Below are 24,245 nucleotides of genomic sequence, written 5' to 3'. Positions count from 1 at the left end.
CTCTATTTTTCCTATATTATGTATAGGTTAATTTTAAACAATCTGCCTCATTTTCGTGGCGGCGTCAGGGGTATATTATGCTACACCTTACCGCTTTTAGGGCCTCTATTTTCCTATTCAGAACTTATTAGGTTCGCCGTTACCAATGTAAAATTCGTAAAGTATTTTACTCGAATAGACGCACCTACATTTAATTAATAAATCCGACACCGGCCGTGGCATTGGTATTGGTATCAATTAAAATAAATGAGCCGTTGGTTCTATGCCTTTTAAAGGCATCAAAATAAACAGGCCGGTTTAACTTAAAAGATACTTGTGCAATATCGTTCATTCCCAAAGCACTTACTTGGTTATCGATACCGGAGTAATCCGGTAATATTTTATGCTCAATGGCCTCTACCTTGGCTAATACCTTATTTACACCATGCTGTAGCACATATTTACTTCCGGAGGTCAGTTTTTGGGAGTCCATCCATGCTACAGTGGCCGATAATTGTTTGTCGATAGTAGGCAAATCCCCCACCTTTACCAACATATCTCCTCTGCTGATATTTACCTCATCCTCTAGTGTTATCGTAATAGACGACCTTCTTGTGGCGGTTTGATATTTTTTATTGTAAAAATAAATTTCTTTGATTCGTGATTTGGTCATAGAAGGAAGTACTACAACTTCATCACCCACACTTAATTCGCCCCCATATACTTTACCGGCAAAACCTCTAAAATCGTGAAACTCTTCTGTTTTTGGCCGAATTACATATTGTACTGGAAAGCGAGGCGTACCCACATTATAGATATCTTTTCGATCTAGTTTCTCTAAATGTTGTAATAGGGTTTCTCCGGTATACCAAGGCATATTCTGAGACTCATTTACCACATTGTCTCCTTTTAAAGCGCTAACCGGAATAAAGGTTATTTTCTGTTCTTGATAATCTCGCTTGGCCATTAAGTGCTCAAAATCGGCCTTGATGGCATTGTAGCGTTCCTCAGAAAAATCGACTAAGTCCATTTTATTAATGGCCACGATTACATCCTTAATTCTAAGCAAATTATTAATAAAAAAATGACGATTGGTCTGTTCAATTACCCCCTTGCGAGCATCAATCAAAATAATAGCTACCTGAGAAGTTGATGCTCCCGTAACCATGTTTCTTGTATATTCTACATGACCGGGCGTATCTGCAATGATGTAGCTTTTTTTAAGGGTTGAAAAATAAATATGGGCCACATCTATGGTAATACCTTGTTCGCGTTCGGCGACCAAACCATCAGTAGCCAAGGAAAAATCTAAATAATCATATCCCTTCTGCTTGCTGGTCCGTTCTATGGCCTCTAGCTTATCATCTGTTAACGATTTGGTATCGTACAGTAACCGACCGATTAAGGTACTTTTACCGTCATCTACACTGCCTGCTGTTGCTATTTTTAGTACTTCCAATTTCGTTGTTTGTTGTGAGTTTATGGTTGTTGGTGTTGTTCGCAACATAGTATCAACGAACAACCAATACCGCTAAACCCGATTAAAAATATCCCTGTTGTTTTCTTTTTTCCATCGCTGCTTCGGAACGCTTATCATCGATACGTGCTCCGCGTTCAGAAATTTTAGATTCTCGTATTTCCGAGACCACCTTGTCGATGGTATCTGCATCGGACTCTACGGCTGCTGTACAAGACATGTCGCCAACCGTTCTAAAACGTACGGTACGCGCTTCCACTTTTTCGTCCGACGCTCTAAAAACCACATCATCTTGTGCCGACCAAATAAGTCCGTCTCTCACAAATATGTTGCGTTGATGCGCAAAATAAATTGAAGGGATTTCTATTTTCTCTTTTTGAATATAGCTCCAAACATCCAATTCTGTCCAATTACTAATTGGAAAAACACGTACATTTTGCCCCATTTCTATTTGCCCGTTAAGCATGTCGAAAAGTTCCGGTCTTTGGTTTTTTTCATCCCATTGACCAAAATCGTCTCGAACCGAAAAGATCCGTTCTTTAGCTCTTGCCTTTTCTTCATCTCTGCGTGCACCACCAATACACGCATCAAACTTAAATTCTTCAATTGCATCTAAAAGCGTGGTGGTTTGCAACATATTTCTGCTGGCGTATTTCCCAGATTCTTCTACCACTTTGCCTTGGTCTATAGAATCTTGCACGTTTCGCACAATAAGCTCCACGCCCAATTCCTTTACCAGTTTGTCGCGAAACGCTATTGTTTCCGGGAAATTATGACCCGTATCTATATGCAGCAACGGAAAGGGAATTTTTGCCGGAAAAAAGGCTTTTTGCGCCAACCGCACTAAAGTGATGGAATCTTTGCCTCCTGAAAACAAGAGTACCGGTTTTTCGAATTGAGCAACTACTTCTCTAAAGATATAAATAGCTTCACTTTCTAATGGATTAATATCCAATACGGAAAGGGTTTCTGTTTTGGTCTTTGTTAGAGACGTTAAGGTTTCTGTATGCGACATAAGTTTCTCCGTGTAAGGGTAGGTATCCCGTAACTATTTTATTGATTTTTATTTTTTAGGTATGCAACCCACACTCTCTGTTTTCCAACGCTTTTGTGGGGTCAAAATAGTGGTGCTCGTTGGGGAGGTTATTTTCGCTTAAATACACATCCAACTCGGCATCGCTCCAATGATAAAAAGGACTCACTTTAAGAACACCATCCTTACTCACACTTAAAATGTCTAAGGTGTCTCGCAGTGCGGTTTGCCCCTTTCTGAGATTCGTGAACCAAACATCAGGTTTGTGCGCTTCCATCGCGCGCCTAAACGGTTCTAGCTTTACTTGATCCGTAAATTCGGCATGTCTAGGATCATCTATGGCAGGGATACCCATGAGGGCATCTCTGTGTGCTGCTGTTTGTTTGGGCACGTACAATTGCACCTGTAATCCTAATTTTTGGATCACACTTTCCGCATGCTTATAGGTATGAGGGGTATTGTAACCCGTATCGCACCAAATGACTGGTATGTCTTTTTTAATTGCAGCTACAGCATGCAGTATAGCCGCCTCATAAGGCCGGAAATTGGTTGTAACTACAGGATTTTTACCATAGTTTACCGCCCAAGAAATAATCTCCTCCGGTGCTGCGGTTTTAAGTTGCGCATTTAATGCGATAATTTCTGCTTCCGTAAGTGCCATTCTTAGAATTCTTTTTTAATATGCCTTATGACAATTTAATGCTTACTATTTCTTATATCCTATAGATTTGATAGGGTTTACAAATTTAATACATATTTGCCAATTAAGACGTTAAAAGCGCATTAATATTACGTAAACCATGTTATTTTAATGATTTGTCACAAAAAACAACAAGGAATTGAATTTTACTAAAAAAATTAGGGTGATTTTAGGATTTCCGAATTAAATCGGCCAAGGTGTTCTTTTTATACACTTCCAATGTGCTGTCTCTTACGGCTCCCATCAACTTATTTACCGCACAGCCCGCTTCATCAGGGCAGTCATCGCATTTTTCATAGAAGTTAAGACTAACGCAGGCTACCATGGCAATAGGTCCTTCTAGCACTCGCATTACGGTTATCATAGGAATATCCGCAGGGTCCTTTATGAGGTAATACCCCCCGCCTTTCCCCTTTTTGGATCCCAAAAACCCTGTTTTTCGCAAGGTGAGCAGAATGCTTTCCAAAAATTTCTGGGAAATATTCTCATGTTCCGCAATTTCCACAATTTGCACCGGCGTTTTGTCCTTTTGGGAACCCAGATAAGCCAAAGCTTTTAATCCGTATTTGGTCTTTTTTGATAGCATAGTACGAAGATAGGGAATTTTGGAATTTAACAAATAAGAATGAACCAAAATCTTATAAGCACAACCCGTTGTGCATTTTGATTATTTAGTGCCTATTTAACCCTAAAGTCTTCATTCTTTGCCTCGATCCTGAAAGAAGTAATGAAGATTTCTTGGATGTATCCTTTGAGTCAGGGCAAAAAATAAAAAATTTCCTGAAACTGACTACACCGAGGCAAGCCATAGGGGTATACTTCTGCTGCGCTCAGTACAGGTTTCGCCAGTTTCATTTTTGGCCTTTAGGCCAAAAACCGAAGTGTTGTATTTTACCTCACCCGCTACTGCAAAAAGGCAGTTCCGACCTCTCCAAAGGAGCGATAAATAGGAAACCCCGACCCAAGGGTCGGGGAATCTTTAGATTGAAGAACTCAAATCCAAAGGAACAAGGAGTGCGCACATTTTTAAAATAGCACTGCTACTACCTTGAGTACTATGGGTGGTATTCTATGCTTATTCTACCTTTTGTGTATTTGGATACAAACACTGCCAAATACCTATCCCAACGCCTGTGCAATATCGCCGATAATATCATCGATATGCTCTAAACCTACAGAAACGCGCACCATACCGTCGGTAATGCCCACCAAAGCCCTTTCCTCTGTTGATAATTTACTGTGAGTGGTAGACGCCGGATGGGTTACAATGCTTCTGGCGTCACCAAGATTGGCCGATAATGACAATAATTTTATCGCATCAAAAAACCGACGCCCTGCTTCTATTCCGCCCTTTACATCAAATGCCACCACACAACCTCCGGCTTTCATTTGCTTTTTGGCTATTTCATATTGGGGATGCGATTTTAAGAAAGGGTATTTCACCCAATTTATTTTAGGGTGACTCTCCAAAAAAGTAGCCAATTGAAGGGCATTTTCACAATGGCGATCTACCCGAACAGCCAGTGTTTCTAGACTCTTGCTCAATATCCAGGCATTAAAAGCGGATAAGGTAGGACCTGTAATTCGTGCAAAACGATATATCTTATCGATAAGTGCTGCATTGCCCACCGTGATCCCGGCTAAAACCCGACCCTGGCCATCCATTAATTTAGTGCCTGAATGGATTACTAAATCGGCACCAAACTTTAAAGGTTGCTGCAAATAGGGCGTCGCAAAACAATTATCAATGATCACAATAAGATTGTGCTTTTTGGCGATACTACATAGCGCCTCTAAATCCAGCACATCTACACCAGGGTTGGTAGGCGATTCGGCATAGATTACTTTGGTATGCGGTGTAATGAGCCCTTCAACAGCATCCAATTGGTCGATCCCGAAATAGCTGGTTGTAATATTCCACTTTGGAAAAAACTGGGTAAACAAACTATGCGTAGATCCAAAAATACTTCGACACGAAACGATATGATCGCCGCTTTGTAGGAGTGCCGCAAAGGTAGAAAATACGGCGGCCATCCCAGACGCAAAGGCAAAACCTGCCTCCGCTCCTTCCATTTGACACACTTTTTCTATAAATTCGGACGAATTGGGATTGGAATACCGCGAGTAAATATTCCTATCTTTCTCTTCGGCAAAAGATGCTCTCATGTCTTCTGCATCCTCAAAAACAAAACTGGAGGTGAGGTACAGCGGTACAGCGTGTTCCATAAATGAGGTTCGCTGCGCTTGCGTGCGTATAGCTTCTGTTTCGGGTTGATATCGCTTTTTAGTCATTCTTACAAAATTTCATAAATTGTATACTTTATTTTCAGCATTTCCTAGGGTTGGGGAACTCTTTACCCAACCGTGTTCCGCAGGCTCAGGTAGTGCTGGTTGATCTTATTTCCTTTAAAATGTTATTCTTTATTTACAAAGGTGGATATGAATTTTTGTTGTATCGTTTTACTTGTCTTTTCGATACTCGCTATAAGGAAATCGTATCCGAACTTACTTAAAAAAAGATAGAAAACACCTGAAGGTGCACCTCATATTTGGCAGCCTAATTGTTCTCTAAGGAATGAAAATTCCTTCCTTATTTTTTATGGCTTCATTTCGGATGATTCCTACTCATATAGCGTCAAAAAAAAACTAAAATAGCGCCTTGCTTACAGGTATTTTCTCCATATCGTATACCATACTTGCCACATCTACTTGAAACCATTGTTTAAACATTTTAAAATTGCGTTTTTGAGGCCAATCCTTTTTACGGGTATGCCATTCATACAATTCCATGGTAAAGAATTTATCAAATTTTTTTTGAAGCCATTTTTCAAGATCTCCAATAGCGTCATCTACCAGATACACATTAGCTTCGTCAATTTCATCAATTTTATCGTCAGGATATAGCGCATTTAGCCAATCGAAAAAAGGTTGTCTCGGCTTTACAATGACGGCATACCTGTTTATGTAGTTCTCTTCGTAATCTTCCTGAGTATGGGAATCGGCCGTCTCACTTTGTAGGTGGATCATAAATTCTTCAAATCCAGCAGTTTGCAGTGTTAATTTCATATCTTCTTCCCCTTCTTCTACCTCTTCAAGTGCATAATCAAGGATATAATTGGAGTATTTTGCAAATTTACTTCCTTTTAAAGCAAGCATTTTTTGAAGTATGGCATTTTCTTCGTCTGGCATTAAAGGAGGATGCCTTACCTTTTCAAATTCCGCTGCAGGTAATTCATTTTTCATGTTGGCAAAATTCCAGGCATAGATTGCAAATTGGACAACATCATGCAATTCATACGCTTCCGGAAAGTCGTTCTGAAACGGCGCAATAAAATCATTTAAAAGATCCGAGTAATTTTCAATTTCATTTCGAAAATTCATTTTTTTATCAAACAAACTAATTACTTTACTTTTTTCTTTCATACAACTACTTTTAAGTGTTCCTTCTTTTTTCAATGTTTAAAAAGCAAACATGAACCATGCCTATTTCCTAAAATTTTGTTTGCTCTGTCTTATAACGTTCCATTTGATGGTGTATACCCCTTCTATGCATTTCATTAAAAGCGTTTTTATCCTTTTTCTGCGATGCGTAAAATATCGCCAAAAACACCTCTTGCCGTAACTGCAGCACCGGCACCGGCACCTTGTATTACTAAAGGATTATCTCCATAGGATTCTGTGTAAATCTCTATAATGGAATCTGATCCTTTTACTTGCCCCAATGCACTTTCTTTAGGGACAGAGACTAATTTTACCGATAAGTTACCTTTATCTTTTTGCAAATCACCATCCAAATCCCCGACATACCTCAGTACATGCATGGGTTTTTGCTGATCCTTAATTTTTTGAAGTGCGGCATCTAACGCCTCTAAATTATACAAAAAAGCATCCACTTTTCCCTTTTGAAGGGTCTGGGGAATTAAATTTTGGATTTCAATATCCGAAAATTCATTTCGCAAATCCAATTCCCGCGCCAAAATGAGTAGTTTACGACCCACGTCGTTGCCCGAAAGATCTTCTCGCGGATCAGGTTCGGTATAGCCCTTACCCATGGCCTGTTTTAAGATGGTAGAAAAAGGAACCTCCTCTTCTGAAAAAGTATTGAACATAAAACTTAAAGAACCAGAGAAAACTCCCCGAATACGGGTAATATTCTCGCCCGATAAATGCAGTAATTTAATGGTGTCTATAAGTGGCAATCCTGCACCGACATTGGTTTCATAAAGGTATTGTTTCTGGTTTTTTGCCAATTCCTCCCGTAGGAGTTGGTAGTAGTGAAAGCCCAATGTATTGGCAATTTTGTTTGAAGAAACCATATCGAACCCGTTTTCTATAAAATCGATATAATGCGCTACAAAGTCCTCACTGGCCGTATTGTCAATCGCAATTAAGTTTTCTAAATGATTTTCCCGAGCAAAATCAAAAATATCATGGATACTATAGGATTTGCCATGAGCCTCAATATCATTTTTCCAGCTGTTTGAAATTCCGTTCTTGCGGAGCAGAACCTTTCTTGAATTTGCCACGGCAAACACATTTAGTTTTAACCCTTTGCGTTCTTCTATGGCCAAGGTAGATTTCAAAATCTGATCTATTAAAGTACCTCCCACGTTGCCATGACCAAAAATCGCTACATTTATATTCTTACTGATACCAAAAATTTGACCGTGCATTACGTTCAGGGCTTTCGTTAGATTTGATCTGCGAACGACCAAACTCACATTCTTTCCCGTAACCGTATTATTAAACAACAAGGGTACAATCTGATTTTTAATAAGTGCATTATAAGGTTTATGAAAGGTACTTAGATCTTGCCCCACTATGGATATCACAGAAACATCTTCTGTAACCGTAATTCTATTCATGTCTTTGGAGTGAAAATCGCTTTCGAATTCTTCATCCAAAACCGATTTAGCCAATGCTGCCTTATCTGAGGCGACGACCAAACCAATACCTCTTTCGGAAGAACCCTGCGCTATAATACTTACACTTATTTTATTAGCTCCCAGTGTTTTAAAAATGCGCGCATCAACTCCGACCTTTCCTAACAACCCTCTTCCCTCTAAATTAACGAGTGCCACATGTTCTATGACCGACAGGGACTTAATGCCTTCTTTACTGGTCTTGGCACTAATGAGCGTACCCTCATTATCGCCATTAAAGGTATTCAGAATACGTAACGGAATATTCTTCTCTATCAGCGGAATTATGGTCTTGGCGTGCAAAATGGTGGCTCCAAAATTGGCCAGTTCATTAGCTTCGCTGTACGACAATTCGGCGATCCGCTTGGCATCGGGTACTAAATCCGGATTCGCTGTAAAAATCCCATCTACATGGGTGTAGTTTTGCAATTCTTCCGCATTCAAAAAATTAGCCAATAAGGCTGCCGTATAATTACTGCCATTACGTCCTAAGGTAGTGGTTTCATTATCGATATTAGATGCTATAAAACCTGTAATAATGGGTACCGTATCTGGCGGTAAGGCTGCAAATGCCCGCACTACATTTTCTTTTGTTATCAATTCCATAACATTGGCATCGCCAAATGCCTTATCCGTTTTAATCAATGCTCTGGCATCGATTAACTGCGATGCAATTCCTTTTTCTTGCAATAATTGAGTAACTACCTTGGCCGCAATAAGTTCTCCATAAGACAGTACTTCGTCTTTAATTTTTGAACTGTAATCGCCTAACATGGCCACCCCATCAAATAAGCGGGCTAGTCGTGCAAATTCCGTTTGCAAATCTACTTGGGTAAAGGTATGTTGCTGATACTTCTTAAAGGAACTAAACTCTTTGTTATAATCTTTGCCCTTTGCGGCTTTTTTTAAAATAATTTCCAACTCATCTGTAGCTTTTTCCCGAGCTGAAAGTACAACGGCAATATGCTCGCCATTCTCAACTTTTACAGCAATAATCCGCAATACATTGGCTATACCTTCGCCGTTGGCCAGCGATTTACCTCCAAACTTTAAAATTTTAACCTTTTTGGTTTTTCCATTACTGTCAAAAACACCTTTGAGCAATTGTTCCATCTGCTCAAATTCAATAAGAAAAGCATCATGTCCATGCAAGGATTGTATTTCGCCATAGGTAACATTGCTGTTGGCTTGTGCCAATTGTTTAAAGGTATCTTTGTTTTCCTTCGCTGTAAAAAAGAGATCCGAATCTACCCCAATAATATGAATATTGGTTTCGCTGTTTTGCAAATCGCGGAACGTATCTTCGCCATTTCGGGTTACATCGATCGTTTTTAGCAACTGATTCATTAATTTATAGGCCGATAACTGAAATCGCTCTTGTAGTTTTTTACCGTGATGTGTAAGCCAACTTTCTACATTAAAAACATGAAGCTCTTCGTTGGTGCTTCGTTTAAAACGTTCCTTAAAGGATTCCGGTGTACGATAGCACAACATTGCATGCATACGGGCATCGTGTACCGGTTGTTTAGAATTTACGAGAAACTGTTCTTGAATTTGACAATTGGCAATTAACCAATCGGTTGATTTCCAATCCGATGCTACAGGAATTAAATGTGCGGTAAGGTTTGGATTTAAGGCCGCCATTTCCCAAGCAATACCACCCCCCAAAGAACCTCCAATTAACGCATAAATGCGTTTAATATGTAGTGCCTCTAATCCTACTAAGAATATTCTAGCGATATCCTGAGCCACAAAATCTTTGTAGTTTTCTATGACAAATCCGTCGTATCCATTCCCTGGAATATTAAATGCCAATACTGTAAATTTCTCGGTATCTATACATTTTCCGTCTCCAATTACAGAAGACCACCAGCCATCCTTTCCGGCTACATTAGAATTTCCGGTAAGGGCATGATTTACCATTACAATAGGCGCAGTATGCAGTTTAGGGCCAAACAACTGATAGGAAAGCGAAATATCCTGAGTGCTTCCTTTCAGTGTTGTAAAATTTGGTAGTTTAATATGGTGTAACATAGTACAAATTAAATCGTATTTAACTCAGTTTTTTCTTTAATTACACTAAAGCCAAAACCTTCATTGGTATAATGACAATGAATTACAATTTAAATACGTTATAAGAAAGAGACAATTACCAGAAGTAATCAATTTCGTTATCTAGTCCGCCATCGGCGGATAGAATGTAGCACCTTCTTTGCATTTGGAAGCAAAGGGTTGCTAAGGTTTCAAAGGGTCTATTCCCTCCACCTTTCTTGATAACTTATCAAAATGTATTTTTGAACTTTTACTGCACAAAGATAGTACTGGAATTTCGTTTTTTCCTAGTATTTTTTTAAAATTATAAATTGAATGCCGATTTTACCTTATCCACTTCATCTAATTTCTCCCAAGTATACAGTTCTACTTGCATTTCAATCTTACCATTATAAGGCGACTCAAACACTTTCACCACCGTCTCAGGCATCTTCCCCATATGTCCGTAAGCTGCCGTCTCAGAATAAATAGGATTTCTCAGTTTTAATCTTTTTTCGATCGCAAAAGGCCGCATGTCAAACAATTGATTTACTATTTTGGCTATTTCTCCATCGCTTAAAGGTACATTTGAAGTACCATAGGTATCCACAAAAATGGAAGTGGGTTCTACAACCCCAATGGCATAACTAACCTGCACCAAAATCTCGTCGGCCACACCTGCTGCTACTAAATTCTTGGCGGCATGGCGCGTAGCATAAGCAGCACTCCGGTCTACTTTACTTGGATCCTTTCCGCTAAATGCACCGCCCCCGTGGGCTCCTTTGCCACCATAGGTATCCACAATAATCTTACGTCCGGTAAGACCGGTATCCCCATGCGGCCCACCGATAACAAACTTTCCGGTAGGGTTTATGTGGTAGGTGATCTTGTCATTAAAAAGAACCTGTAGACTTTTAGGAAGCTGAGCCTTAACCCTTGGAATTAAAATATGCTGAATATCGTGCTTTATTTTTGACAACATGTTATCGTCATCTGCCATAAAAGGATCGTGTTGGGTAGATACTACAATGGTATCGATACGCACAGGTTGGTTCTCATCCGAATATTCCAAGGTTACCTGAGCCTTGGCATCGGGTCGTAGATAGGTAATTTCCTTCTGCTCCCTTCGTAAAGCTGCCAATTCCTTTAATATGCGGTGTGAAAGATCTAAGGCCAAAGGCATATAATTATCTGTTTCTTTGGTGGCGTAGCCAAACATCATGCCCTGATCTCCGGCCCCTTGTTGTTCCTTTTCACTGCGATCTACACCCTGATTAATATCTTTGGACTGTTCATGGATAAGGGAAATAACACCGCAAGAATCGCCGCTAAATTGATATTCTCCTTTGGTATAGCCTATTTTGTTAATGACGTCGCGCGCAATTTGTTGTACATCTAAATAGGTGCTGCTTTTTACTTCACCCGCTAAAACCACTTGCCCCGTGGTTACCAAGGTTTCGCAAGCTACTTTACTTTCGGGATCGAATGCCAAAAAGTTATCTAATAGGGCATCACTGATCTGATCTGCTACTTTATCCGGATGTCCTTCACTTACCGATTCGGACGTAAAAAGATAGGCCATAAACTAATGTAATTTTTAAGATGGATTTGACGTGAACGTCGAAAGAAGATTATGAAATGATGGAACATCAAACCATAACTGCTTTAGCATTTTTATCGAGGTTGCAATCAGTCAAATCCCTCCTCGTTCTTGTACAGGGCAAAAGTACATAATTGCAGAAGAAATAAAAATTTATCCTGTTTTAAATTAAGTGCGCATTTCAACAAGTATTTTTTTTGATCCCCCGGATACTTCGTATATTGTGCATCCCCAGAAATACACAATACATAAACACCAACCTTTAATTACGATTAAAAATGCATATCGCAGTTGCCGGAAATATTGGCGCAGGAAAAACCACTTTGACCAAATTACTGGCCAAACACTATAAATGGGAGGCTCATTTTGAAGAAGTAGACGACAATCCGTATTTAGATGATTTTTACAATCAGATGGAACGATGGAGCTTTAATCTTCAGATTTACTTTTTAAATAGCCGATATCGGCAAATTTTACAGATTAGAGAAAGCGGTAAAGATATCATACAGGATAGGACCATCTACGAGGATGCATTTATTTTTGCGCCCAACCTCCATGCCATGGGCTTGATGACGAATAGGGATTTTAAAAATTATTCAGGCTTGTTCGAATTGATGGAAAGCCTGGTACAGCCCCCGGATTTATTGATTTATTTACGGAGTTCTATTCCGAATCTCGTGCACCAAATACACAAAAGGGGTCGGGAATATGAAAATACGATTTCTATAGATTATTTAAGCAGATTAAACGAACGCTACGAAGCGTGGGCGCAAAGCTACATAAAAGGAAATCTTTTAGTTATTGATGTAGATAAATTGGATTTTGTAGACAATCCTGAAGATTTAGGACAGGTCATCACTAAAATTGATGCGGAGATCAACGGATTGTTTTGAGCGAAAAATTTTATAAAACAAAAAAAACCCGGAAAAATTTCCGGGTTTTTTTTATAGTTTCTTTTCTGGAAAATCTATTTCCTGATATCGATTCTTTGAATCACCTTTTCAGCTTCAGAACCTGTGGCATTAATTCCATTTTCAAAAGCTTCTAACTGTGCCTTTACTTCTTTTTGAGTTCCATTAAAGGTTTTTTCCTGAGTTACTTGCTCACCGTTAACCAAGGTAGTATACGATATGGTGGCCTGTGCTAAATCCTCACTGGCCGCATTTACTTCTATAATGACATTGGTCTTGGTTTCCGATTCAATGCTGCTAGCCGCAGTACCGGTAGCTACATCTAAAGCAATACTTGGCGCAATAACCAAAGCTACCACAGACATCAATTTCAACAATATGTTTAAAGAAGGGCCTGAGGTGTCCTTAAAAGGATCGCCAACAGTATCTCCTACTACAGCAGCTTTGTGCGCTTCTGTTCCTTTACGACCATCGGCTTCTATCATTTTCTTGGCATTATCCCAAGCACCGCCTGCATTCGATTGAAAAATAGCCATTAGCACCCCACAAGTGGTAACCCCTGCCAAAAGTCCACCCAACATTTCTGACCCACCAAAAAAACCAACCGCAACAGGCACAGCAATGGCCAATAGTCCGGGTAGAACCATTTCCTTAATGGAAGCTTTTGTAGATATGGCCACACATTTATCGTATTCGGCATACCCATCGGCAGCGTCAAATATTTTTCGATCTGCTTCAGTAGCCTTAGACATATCCGAATTATACTTACGCATTACTTCCAAGGCGGCTTTTAACTGAGGAATATCGCGAAACTGTCGACGTACTTCTTCAATCATAGCCATGGCTGCTCTTCCCACGGCATTCATAGAAAGGGCAGAAAACACAAAAGGAAGCATTCCTCCTACCAACAAACCTGCCATAATATCTGGCTTAGACACATCAATAGCGACGACGTTGGCCACTTTCATAAATGCAGCAAATAAGGCCAGCGCAGTTAATGCCGCAGAAGCAATTGCAAATCCTTTTCCAATGGCCGCTGTAGTATTTCCTACGGCATCCAATTTATCGGTGCGCTCCCGTACTTCCTTGGGTAATTCGGCCATTTCTGCTATACCACCCGCATTATCCGAAATAGGACCGTACGCATCTACAGCCAATTGAATCCCTGTATTGGCCAACATCCCAACGGCTGCAATGGCAATGCCATATAAGCCGGCACAATAATGCGACACAATAATGGCAGCTGCTATTAGCAGAATTGGTATTGCCGTAGACATCATACCAACCCCCAATCCTGCAATGATATTGGTAGCCGCTCCGGTTTCTGACTGACGAACGATAGAGCTCACCGGTTTTGTTCCCGTACCTGTATAATATTCAGTAATCTTCCCTACAGCCAACCCGGCAATTAAACCCGCCAATGTAGCAAAGAAAACGCCGTTAGCGCCAAAAGGTAGGCCTGCCACTGTTTCGGGCAAAAGGGCATTGATTATAAAATAAGAAGCGACCACCATTAAACCGGCAGATCCAAACTCACCTATATTTAGGGCAGATTGTGGATTTCCTCCATCTTTAACCTTTACAAAGAAAGTGCCAATGATAGACATTACAATTCCGACAGCGGCTAAAACTAAAGGCAGGTACACTGCTCCTAATCCTGCAAAATCGGGGGTGATGATAAAGGCTCCTAAAACCATGGTTCCTATGATAGACCCCACATACGACTCAAACAAATCGGCACCCATACCGGCTACGTCACCTACATTATCGCCCACATTATCTGCAATTGTAGCAGGATTTAAAGGGTGATCTTCTGGAATTCCGGCTTCTACCTTGCCCACAAGATCGGCACCTACGTCCGCAGCTTTGGTATAAATACCGCCGCCTACACGGGCAAATAAAGCTATAGAAGAGGCACCTAATGAAAAGCCAGAAAGCACATTTAGCACTAGGGATAAATTATCGGCTCCGGCCCATATTTCTTGATAAATTATGAATAAACCACTTAGCCCCAAAACGCCAAGCCCCACAACGCCAAGACCCATTACTGCACCTCCTGCAAAGGCGACTTCTAATGCCTTTCCGAGCGAGGTTCTGGCTGCTTGTGTGGTTCTCACATTAGCCTTTGTAGCCACGCGCATGCCAATAAATCCCGCCAAGGCAGAACAAATGGCACCCACAATAAAGGATACTGCTACCATACCGTGAGATCCGGTTTCTGCTGTACCCTTAAAATACAACAAGATGGCTACGGCGATAACAAATATTGAAAGAATCTTGTATTCTGCCTTTAAAAAAGACATCGCACCATCCGCAATATTCTTTGCAATTCTTGTCATTCTTTCGTTACCTGCTTCCTGTTTGGAAATCCAGCCGTTTTTAAGAAAAACAAAAACGAGAGCCAGCAGACCGAAGGCAGGTAGAAACTTTACGATTAATTCCATGATTAGTTTGAGATTTTGTTATTTAATTGGCGGCAAATGTATAAAAATGACAACAATAAAAAAAGTCGACTCCTATTATTAAGGTCGACTTTGATATTTTATCTTTTATTCCTAGGTGGACTATATAGTAAAGGTGCGTTTCTTTTTGTGTTCACTCTCGTCATAGCGCTTTACACATTTATGATATATTTTAATGGCTTCTTCCGCATTGCCCCAGCCTCCTACGTCTACCTTTTTTTCTTCCAAATCTTTATATACTTGAAAAAAATGCTCAATTTCCTTTAAGCGGTGTGGATTCAAATCACTTATATCCTTGTTCTGATTCCAAATAGGATCGGAAACCGGAACACAGATAATTTTTTCATCGGGTCCCTTTTCATCGGTCATATGAAAAACACCTATTGGCTTTACCTCCATAACTACCATCGGAAAGGTAGGTTCTGTACCTAACACCAAAACATCTAGCGGGTCTTTATCCAAAGCCAAAGTCTCCGGAATAAAACCATAGTCTCCCGGATACATCATAGAAGAAAATAACATTCGATCGAAACGAATTTTATTCAATACAAAATCGTATTCATACTTATTTCTGCTCCCCTTGGGAATCTCTATTAAAACATCAAAAGAAATGGACTCATTGGCATTCATATTGCTCCTATTTTAGGATGCAAATATACTTTGAATATTGGTTATGCCTTTTTAAAATCGATAAAAGTCCAAGAAATACTCGTGAAAAAAGAATGTCCTTCGCAAAATTGTGGCGCCCTCTGAAAAGATAAAAAAATTCTTGAAACTGACTATCCCCGAGGCAAGCCATAGGGGTATTTTGCCAGTTTCATTTTGGCCTTTGGGCCAAAAACCGAAATTTTGTATTTCACCTCACCCGGAACTGCAAAAAGACAGTTCCGACCTCTCCAAAGGAGAGGTAAATAGGAAACCCCGACCCAAGGGTCGGGGAATCTTTAGATTGAAAAATTAAAGGCTGCGACCCAATTTAGAATGCTTTACGTAAAATACACCCTGTTGGAATGGTTGCGCCACATAGAAAATGTTCCTCTAAAAAAATAGCTGCTGTTAAAACACAAAGCCAAAGGTACCCGTTACGCTAAAGGGGCGTGCCTCGGGACTATCCAAATAATTTCCTCGAAAGTTAAAATCGATTCTAAATATTTTAAAAATATTACCTACACCAAAAGAATATTCCCAGTAAATATTGTCTTCCGGCGCAAGAAGAGGTATGTTGGTAGGGCTGCTCAAAGCTATATTTTCATCGGACAACTTGCCCCATACTCCGCGAAGACCAACAATTTCACGCAGGTTTAACTTGCGCATAAATGGTATCCTTGCAAACAACCTACCATTAAAATTATGTTCCATATGCAAAGCCACATAGGTATCTGTTACAAATTCGTAGAAATCTAAATTAGGAAAGGTATTATACAAGGAGAATAAGGTTTGATTCCCAGGAATTACGTTGAGCAAGCCCAAAGGAACTTCCCCAAAGGTTTTCCCCAATTCAATAGTTGTTAATAGCCTTCCAAAGCCTCCTAAGGCCCACGGTTGGGTATATGAAAATTGTACTTTTTCATAGTCGAAATCGCTCTCCAAGAAACCATCGATACCCTTGGTGTATCTAAAAAACAGCGTACTGTAATTGTCATTAATAGTCAAACGTTCTACGCCATAGCCTATGGTTTTTTTTCCAGGAGTGTAAATTAGTGTCGTGGTAAGGTCTACTTGCTTTATTTCCGAAGAAATTCCTGTAACCGATGTCGGGTCTATATAATCTAAACTAAAGGCGTCCGGTAAGGCCGAACTAAGCACTCTGTAGGAACTGCCCACTCCAATTCTAAAATTAGTCCAAGGCTCCATTTCAATATTAAAAGTGGTTAGGTTAATATTGCTTAAACGGTCATTATTACCTACAGACAATATAGAAGATGAGGCAATACTGCGCCCTAGCACATCATTTGTAGAGGTAAGACTTATCCCTAACTGCTCAATATCGCGACGATTTCCGCCGGAGAGAATGAGTCTGCTTTTTTGATCGACCAGCCACTTGGCCGAAAATCCGTGTTTAAATTTTTGATCATCAAAGCCGTAGGCTAAGTATCCTTCCAAACGCCAGAGGTCGTTTTGCCCAAAATAGGTACGAGCCCCTCCGCGAATACGAATACCTTCTGCTTGGTTGTATCCAAAAACGCTATAGACATCGCCAAAGTCAAGATTCCACTTATCTACTTCCACGTAACCGGAGTTTAATATACTAACAATATTGTAGTAGGTCTTAAATTTTGGCACTGTTTTAAGCGTATCTAAGAGGGCATACACCCCTTTTTCGTCCTTGCTTAAAGGCTCTAACCTATTGGTTTCCCAAAAAGCATCGGCTCTATTGATCACTAAAGGATCAAAGGCATTGCTCTCCGTTTTGTAAAAGGGTCTTGGTTTGGGGTTATCAAAACGGTAATTTTTAAATATCGAGGTTCTTTTTCCATAGATTCCTTTGGAACTTTCCTTTTTATTCAAGGCGAAATCGCTGAGCATATAATCGCGTTTTAACAAAAAGACCGAATCGTTTAGCACCTCAAATTCCTGTTCAATATAAATCTCCTTTACCCAGTTGATATTGGCGCTTTTTGTAACCGCCATATTTATTTTTTTAATGGCAAAAGTGGTATCATTTACCCAAAAATCACCTTTAAACGTAAGTTCGTTCTTTCGTCTTGGATAGTATATGATATTATAGCACCACTTATGATCTATAAATGCACTGTCTGCCAACACGTAATTGTAGGTGTCTATTCCGGTTTTGGAAAGTGGACTCGTAAAACTTTTATCGAAAAATTTGAGGTAATTCTCATAGATATCATAATCGGAATACAAGTCTTTTACGAAAGCTATTAAGGCCTGATTATTGCTAAACCCCGAATTTTTATTCCCTAAAATATCTTCCTTTTCCGATTTTGTTTCATTGTCTCCGTACACTTTGGAGAAAGTCTCGTTCAAAAAAATAGGTAAATAGGTTTTTCCCGTAATCTTGGAAGTGTCTAAATCATCAAAAACGAACTCGAGCCCTTTGAAAATTTTACTCCGCATTAAAGCGCTATCTATGGTGTTGAGGTCGAACTCTACTTTCTCGTACTTGTCATACTCATATTGTTTAAACATGCGCAGACCATTCGCTCTTTTCCGCTCCCAAATTTTTCGCAAAATATCGATCGCCGGATTGTTCTTTTTAGACTGTTTTCCGGCATAAATGACAAAGCCTTGCAACTGTTCACTTCCTTCCAGTAAGGTAAAGCGGAGGTTATAATTTACTTTTGCCGCAAGTTCTATTTCCTGTGGCTCAAAACCAATAAAGGAGATGAGAAGTACGGGATAGGTTTTGTCCGACTCCAAATAAAACCGACCATCATCATTGGTTATGGTTCCTTCAGTAGAATTTTTAAACATGACGTTGGCAAAGGAAATGGGTGCCCCATCTTCATCTACGACAATGCCACTTACCTTGGTTTGCGCCACAATAAATTCAGAAAAAAGAATAAGAACTACAAAAAGGAGGCCTCTCATCTACAAAAGTCGTTTAGACGTTTATTAATCAACAATGCTAACCCAAATACCGATACTATAATAACGTTTGGAAAGTAGATGTATTCTCAAATAGGCCTTATTAAAAAAACTTCGACCAACACATAGTCGTCGAAGTCCTTGTAGCTTTACAATAGAATTCCTTTATTATTTGTACAACACCTTTTTAACGGCTTTGATGACATCGTCATGATTGGGCAACCATTCGGCCAATAATACCGGCGAATACGGTGCCGGTGTATCTGCTGTATTGATTTTTACTACGGGCGCATCCAAATAATCAAAAGCTTGAGACTGCACCTGATAGGTAATCTCTGTAGCCACATTGCCAAAAGGCCAAGCCTCTTCAAGGATTACCAGTCTATTGGTTTTCTTCACCGATTTTAAAATGGCGTCTATATCCATAGGCCGCACGGTACGTAAATCAATAATTTCACAACTAATGCCTTCCTTGGCTAATTCTTCTGCGGCCTTATCGGCTTCTTTAATTATCTTTCCAAAAGAAACAATGGTAACATCCTTTCCTTCCCTGCGAATATCTGCAACACCTAGTGGTATGGTATATTCTCCTTCCGGAACTTCACCTTTATCGCCATACATCTGTTCCGACTCCATGAAGATTACAGGATCGTTATCGCGAATCGCCGATTTTAAAAGCCCCTTAGCGTCTTTAGGATTAGAAGGTACTACTACTTTAAGACCCGGACAGTTGGCGTACCAACTTTCAAAGGCTTGCGAATGCGTAGCAGCCAATTGACCCGCTGAGGCCGTGGGTCCTCGAAAAACGATAGGGCAATTAAACTGTCCGCCCGACATTTGTCTTATTTTTGCGGCATTATTAATGATTTGATCGATCCCCACCAAGGCAAAATTAAAGGTCATAAACTCAATAATAGGTCGGTTACCTTCCATGGTAGAGCCCACTCCAATTCCGGCAAAACCCAATTCGGAAATGGGCGTATCAATCACCCGTTCTGGCCCAAATTCGTCTAACATTCCTTTAGAAGCTTTATAGGCACCATTGTATTCAGCCACTTCTTCCCCCATCAGATAAATAGATGAATCGGTTCTCATTTCTTCGGACATGGCCTCACAGATGGCTTCCCTGAATTGTATTGTTTTCATGTATATAACTTATTTACAAACACTAATTATGAATTGTTTATTTCGGCTGACTTTCACCAATCTTTTATTGTCTCATTTTGGTTTTTATCCTATGACACTAATACCGTTTTAACGTTACTGCTCACTAACAACACCGTTAAACAAAGCTAAAACCGGAGTGAACATTAATTTTTTACGAGTTGATACTGGTTTATATTTTTCAGTTAAAAACGAAGCAAAAATAGGAAATTATATACCAATTCATTCAGTAGCCCGTATAAAATAAATAATATATTTACTATGCATGCATAGTAAATTTGAAAATTAATCCTTATATTAGCCTCTCATTTTTGAACCTATAAAAACGTTAATCCATGAATGTTTTAGTATGCATAAGTAATGTTCCAGATACGACTTCTAAAATAAATTTTACCCAAGACAACACCCAGTTTGATTCCAATGGTGTTCAGTTTGTGATAAACCCTAATGACGAATTTGGATTAACCAGAGCCATGTGGTTAAAAGAAAAGCAAGGAGCTACGGTTACCGTAATCACCGTTGGCGGGGTAGAAACAGAACCGACCATTAGAAAAGCATTGGCTATTGGTGCCGATGAAGCCATACGCATAAATGCTGCGCCCACAGACGGCTTCTTTGTGGCAAAACAACTTGCCCACGTGGCGAAAGCAGGAAATTATGATCTTATTATCGCAGGTCGTGAATCTATTGATTATAACGGCGGAATGGTTCCCGGAATGCTAGCAACCTTGTTAGGGATAAATTTCGTAAACACCTGCATTGGCTTGGAAATCGATGGCACGAATGCCATTGCCCTTCGTGAAATTGATGGTGGCAAAGAAAAAATTGCAACAAGCCTGCCTCTGATTATCGGAGGACAAAAAGGTTTGGTCGAAGAAAGTGACTTGCGAATACCCAATATGCGAGGCATTATGATGGCCCGACAAAAAAAATTGAACGTACTAGACCCTATTGAAGTAAAAAGCGCAACAAAAGATGTAAAATTTGAGAAACCTGCACCAAAAGGGGCTATAAAAATGGTTAGCCCCGAACAAATTGACGAACTCATAACACTTTTACACCAGGAAGCTAAAGTCCTTTAAGTACCACCCATCAAATCATATAATTTTTTAATTTGTAATCCCATTTTCAATCTATGTCTATCCTTATATACGCCGAATCCGAAAACGGAAAATTCAAAAAAAATGCTTTTGAAGTAGCCTCATACGGCTATCAGTTAGCACAACAACTGAATACTACGGTTACGGCAGTTTCTGTGAATGCCCATACTGCCGAAGAGCTCAGTTCGTACGGAGTTTCAAAGGTGTTAAATGTTGCCAACGATCAATTGAAAACATTTAACGCCAGCGCTTTCGCGCACACTATAGCGCAAGCCGCAAAGAAAGAAAATGCAGCCGTAGTTGTCGTGAGCTCTAGCGCTGATACCCGGTATTTAGCCCCCATACTCACTACGATTTTAGAAGGAGGGTATGTGCCCAATGTAGTAGGGCTGCCGGAAAGCACACAACCTTTTACCGTAAAACGAACCGCTTTTAGTAATAAGGGGTTTGCCCACACTGAAATACTTTCCGACCTAAAAATTATTGGGGTTGCGAATAACTCCCATGGCATCGTTGAAAACAAAACTACGATTGCTACTGAAAATTTTGATCCTCAATTAGATAATAGCATTTTCCAAACCAAATCAATAGAAATTGACAAAGTAGTAGGAAAAGCCACCATTGCAGATGCGGACATAGTCGTTTCTGCGGGAAGAGGATTAAAAGGCCCCGAAAATTGGGGTATGATAGAAGAATTGGCTCAAGTACTCGGAGCGGCAACGGCCTGCTCCAAACCTGTATCCGATTTGGGTTGGAGGCCTCATGGGGAACATGTGGGGCAAACAGGAAAGCCTGTAGCGAGCAATTTGTATATTGCTATCGGTATTTCAGGTGCCATTCAGCATTTGGCCGGTGTAAGTGCCTCAAAGGTAAAGGTAGTTATCAATACGGATCCTGAAGCACCCTTTTTTAAAGCTGCCGATTATGGTATTGTAGGGGATGCATTTGAAGTTGTTCCAAAACTCATCGAAAAATTAAAAGAATTTAAAGCCCAGAACGCCTAATTTTTGTTAAATTGTACCCCTCAAAAGGCTGTTTAAATAATTGGTTGCCCCTTTTGTTTAATCAGCCCTTTAGTCGTTAAAAATACGTATGAGTTTAGTTCGATTGAAAATAAAGGGAATATCGTATAGCCAAACCCAAAATGGTGCTTATGCCCTCATATTAAACGAGGTTGAAGGCGACAGGAAGCTCCCTATTGTAATAGGTGCCTTTGAAGCGCAATCTATAGCTATAGCCTTAGAAAAGGAAATAAAACCGCCCAGACCTCTCACGCATGATCTTTTTAAAAATTTTGCCGACCGTTTCGATATTGTGGTAAAGCAGGTGATTATCCACAAATTAGTCGATGGTGTGTTTTACTCCAGCATTATTTGTGAGCGGGATAAAATTGAAGAAATTATCGATGCCAGAACCAGTGATGCCATAGCCTTAGCGTTACGCTTTAATGCTCCTATTTTTACGTACAAAACCATATTGGATAAGGCCGGTATCTTTTTGAAATTTTCTTCCAAAGAAAAAGAAGAAACAGCCGACAGCATTATTGTAGATGAAATATTGCAAGATGGGGAAACTGTAGAAATAGATTCTGGTCTTTCCGATGCCTATAAAGAGTTAACTTTAGATGAATTGCATCAGGAATTAGACAAAGCAGTTGCCAATGAAGACTATGAAAAAGCGGCAAAGTTGAGGGATGAGATTTCTAAACGCAATTGATCCTTGACCTCATACTACATGAAAAATAGCCGTTGGTTTTTTTGTTTGATTCTTTTCTTGCCCTCCTTAGTACTATCTCAAAACAATCCCCCGCCAGAAAGCCTTACCACATTAGTGGAGACTATTTTGCTAAATGATATGGACACGCCAACGATTATTCCCAACGAAGGATTTGGCGTGGCTAGTTTTTCTCGTGGTGTTCTTGGCATGCTTGTATTGGTATTGATCGCATTTCTTTTTAGCAGCAACAGAAAAGCAATCAAATGGAAAATGGTTGGAATTGGATTAAGTATACAGCTTGTCTTAGCTATTGGAATTTTAAAAATACCATTCATTCAATCCGGCTTTGAAGCCGTTGGAAGGGTTTTCATTAATATTTTGGATTATACTTTAGTGGGTAGTAAATTTTTGTTAGGCAATTTAGTAGATCTAGACAACCCAAATATCGGCTATGTCTTTGCCTTTCAAATTTTACCAACAATCATCTTTTTTTCTGCACTCACTTCCGTGTTATTTTATTTGGGAGTCATCCAAAAAGTAGTCAAAGGCTTGGCGTGGCTACTTACCAAATCACTTAAAATCTCGGGACCAGAAAGCCTATCTGTGGCAGGAAATATTTTTCTAGGACAGACAGAAGCACCATTATTAATTAAAGCGTATTTGGAAAAAATGACCAAATCCGAAATTTTATTGGTGATGATTGGTGGCATGGCGACGGTAGCCGGTGGAGTTTTGGCTGCATACATTGGTTTTTTGGGGGGTGATGATCCTGTGTTGCGATTGCAATTTGCCAAACACTTGTTGGCCGCTTCGGTAATGGCAGCACCGGGTGCTATTACCATCTCCAAAATACTTTACCCACAAACAGAGCCCATTAATTTACAGGTTCAGGTTTCGCATGAAAAAATTGGAAGTAATTTCTTGGATGCTATTGCCAACGGTACCACTGAAGGATTAAAATTAGCCGTTAATGTGGGTGCCATGCTCCTTGTCTTCGTCGCTTTCATCGCTTTGTGCAATGGAATTTTCGGATGGTTCGGAGAGATCACGTCCTTAAATTCATGGATTGCCACCCATACGTCTTATGAGAAATTATCTTTAGAAGCCATCTTAGGGAGTATTTTTTCGCCCTTAATGTGGCTCATTGGCGTTGCTACGGAAGATATTCTATTGATGGGTCAATTATTAGGTATAAAATTAGCTTCGAGTGAATTTGTAGGATACACCCAATTGGCCGAATTAAAGGATATTTCTAACAATGTACACTTCACCTTCAACAAATCAATCATTATGGCCACCTACATGCTCTGTGGGTTTGCTAACTTTGCGTCAATTGGCATCCAAATTGGAGGCATAGGTTCCTTGGCTCCCGGACAACGAAAATTATTATCCGAATTTGGGTTAAAAGCCGTACTCGGCGGTTCTTTAGCTTCTCTATTATCAGCAGCCATGGCCGGAATGATATTGGGCTAATCTGTAGTTCTTTTTATGATCCGTAGTTGCCAAAACATACCTTCTTAAAGCATTAAAACAATTTGGGTGCTTGTAAATTTTACATCATTCCCCGGTTTACGCCGTGAGTTCTAAATGATGGGTTGGTG

17 protein-coding genes and 1 riboswitch are annotated in these 24,245 nt (G+C 39.9%); of the genes, 5 read left to right on the top strand and 12 right to left on the bottom strand.

The features are described from left to right. Positions 1-190: 190 nt before the first annotated feature. From U1E44_RS14390 to metK, 8 genes are all read right to left on the bottom strand, one after another. On the bottom strand, positions 191-1,438 hold the full coding sequence (locus U1E44_RS14390; protein WP_323673910.1) for a sulfate adenylyltransferase subunit 1: 1,248 nt from the start codon (positions 1,436-1,438) through the stop codon (positions 191-193). A gap of 82 nt (positions 1,439-1,520) precedes the next feature. Further along, positions 1,521-2,471 carry a sulfate adenylyltransferase subunit CysD gene (cysD, locus tag U1E44_RS14385; RefSeq protein ID WP_322931803.1) on the bottom strand — a complete coding sequence of 317 codons (951 nt, stop codon included), beginning with the start codon at positions 2,469-2,471 and terminating at the stop codon, positions 1,521-1,523. Between the two features lie 55 nt (positions 2,472-2,526). After that, positions 2,527-3,150 (bottom strand): phosphoadenosine phosphosulfate reductase domain-containing protein, encoded by a 624-nt coding sequence (locus U1E44_RS14380; RefSeq protein ID WP_322931802.1) that lies wholly within the window; start codon positions 3,148-3,150, stop codon positions 2,527-2,529. A gap of 208 nt (positions 3,151-3,358) precedes the next feature. Next, entirely contained in the window at positions 3,359-3,775 is a 417-nt protein-coding gene (locus tag U1E44_RS14375) for an RrF2 family transcriptional regulator (protein ID WP_322931801.1), read from the bottom strand. Between the two features lie 533 nt (positions 3,776-4,308). Then, on the bottom strand, positions 4,309-5,481 hold the full coding sequence (locus tag U1E44_RS14370) for a trans-sulfuration enzyme family protein (RefSeq protein WP_322931800.1): 1,173 nt from the start codon (positions 5,479-5,481) through the stop codon (positions 4,309-4,311). 354 nt (positions 5,482-5,835) lie between these two features. Continuing rightward, positions 5,836-6,612 carry a hypothetical protein gene (locus U1E44_RS14365; RefSeq protein WP_322931799.1) on the bottom strand — a complete coding sequence of 259 codons (777 nt, stop codon included), beginning with the start codon at positions 6,610-6,612 and terminating at the stop codon, positions 5,836-5,838. A gap of 146 nt (positions 6,613-6,758) precedes the next feature. Beyond that, positions 6,759-10,145, bottom strand: coding sequence for a bifunctional aspartate kinase/homoserine dehydrogenase I (gene thrA / locus U1E44_RS14360; RefSeq protein ID WP_322931798.1), 3,387 nt, complete (start codon positions 10,143-10,145; stop codon positions 6,759-6,761). Between the two features lie 134 nt (positions 10,146-10,279). Then, positions 10,280-10,391, bottom strand: a riboswitch (SAM riboswitch). A gap of 76 nt (positions 10,392-10,467) precedes the next feature. After that, a complete protein-coding gene (metK, locus tag U1E44_RS14355; RefSeq protein ID WP_322931797.1) occupies positions 10,468-11,724 on the bottom strand; it encodes a methionine adenosyltransferase in 1,257 nt (418 codons plus the stop codon). A gap of 296 nt (positions 11,725-12,020) precedes the next feature. On the opposite strand from metK, the gene U1E44_RS14350 reads away from it, so the two are divergent. Beyond that, positions 12,021-12,635, top strand: a complete 615-nt coding sequence (locus U1E44_RS14350; protein ID WP_322931796.1) for a deoxynucleoside kinase — start codon at positions 12,021-12,023, stop codon at positions 12,633-12,635. Positions 12,636-12,709: 74 nt separating this feature from the next. Here U1E44_RS14350 and U1E44_RS14345 read toward each other — a convergent pair whose 3' ends face one another. The 4 genes from U1E44_RS14345 to U1E44_RS14330 all read right to left on the bottom strand — a co-directional run bounded on the left by U1E44_RS14345 (position 12,710) and on the right by U1E44_RS14330 (position 19,810). Next, positions 12,710-15,097: a sodium-translocating pyrophosphatase gene (locus tag U1E44_RS14345; protein WP_322931795.1), complete on the bottom strand. Its 2,388-nt coding sequence runs from the start codon at positions 15,095-15,097 to the stop codon at positions 12,710-12,712. 120 nt (positions 15,098-15,217) lie between these two features. Next, positions 15,218-15,745 (bottom strand): inorganic diphosphatase, encoded by a 528-nt coding sequence (locus tag U1E44_RS14340; RefSeq protein WP_322931794.1) that lies wholly within the window; start codon positions 15,743-15,745, stop codon positions 15,218-15,220. A gap of 426 nt (positions 15,746-16,171) precedes the next feature. Beyond that, positions 16,172-18,667: a DUF5686 family protein gene (locus U1E44_RS14335; protein ID WP_322931793.1), complete on the bottom strand. Its 2,496-nt coding sequence runs from the start codon at positions 18,665-18,667 to the stop codon at positions 16,172-16,174. Positions 18,668-18,832: 165 nt separating this feature from the next. After that, positions 18,833-19,810, bottom strand: coding sequence for a pyruvate dehydrogenase complex E1 component subunit beta (locus U1E44_RS14330; RefSeq protein WP_322931792.1), 978 nt, complete (start codon positions 19,808-19,810; stop codon positions 18,833-18,835). A gap of 353 nt (positions 19,811-20,163) precedes the next feature. Between U1E44_RS14330 and U1E44_RS14325 the strand changes: the two genes are divergently transcribed. The 4 genes from U1E44_RS14325 to U1E44_RS14310 all read left to right on the top strand — a co-directional run bounded on the left by U1E44_RS14325 (position 20,164) and on the right by U1E44_RS14310 (position 24,117). Then, the gene (locus U1E44_RS14325) at positions 20,164-20,910 is read left to right on the top strand and encodes an electron transfer flavoprotein subunit beta/FixA family protein (protein WP_322931791.1); all 747 of its coding nucleotides are present in this window, start codon (positions 20,164-20,166) and stop codon (positions 20,908-20,910) included. Between the two features lie 53 nt (positions 20,911-20,963). After that, a complete protein-coding gene (locus U1E44_RS14320) occupies positions 20,964-21,932 on the top strand; it encodes an electron transfer flavoprotein subunit alpha/FixB family protein (RefSeq protein WP_322931790.1) in 969 nt (322 codons plus the stop codon). An 88-nt stretch (positions 21,933-22,020) separates the two neighbouring features. Further along, positions 22,021-22,644 (top strand): bifunctional nuclease family protein, encoded by a 624-nt coding sequence (locus tag U1E44_RS14315; RefSeq protein WP_322931789.1) that lies wholly within the window; start codon positions 22,021-22,023, stop codon positions 22,642-22,644. 18 nt (positions 22,645-22,662) lie between these two features. Beyond that, positions 22,663-24,117 carry a NupC/NupG family nucleoside CNT transporter gene (locus U1E44_RS14310; protein WP_323673909.1) on the top strand — a complete coding sequence of 485 codons (1,455 nt, stop codon included), beginning with the start codon at positions 22,663-22,665 and terminating at the stop codon, positions 24,115-24,117. Positions 24,118-24,245 lie beyond the last annotated feature (128 nt).

The sequence above is a fragment of the Aurantibrevibacter litoralis genome (assembly GCF_034651555.1).
Classification (GTDB): Bacteria; Bacteroidota; Bacteroidia; order Flavobacteriales; family Flavobacteriaceae; genus Aurantibrevibacter; species Aurantibrevibacter litoralis.
This window is presented reverse-complemented; position numbering and strand designations above follow the sequence as displayed.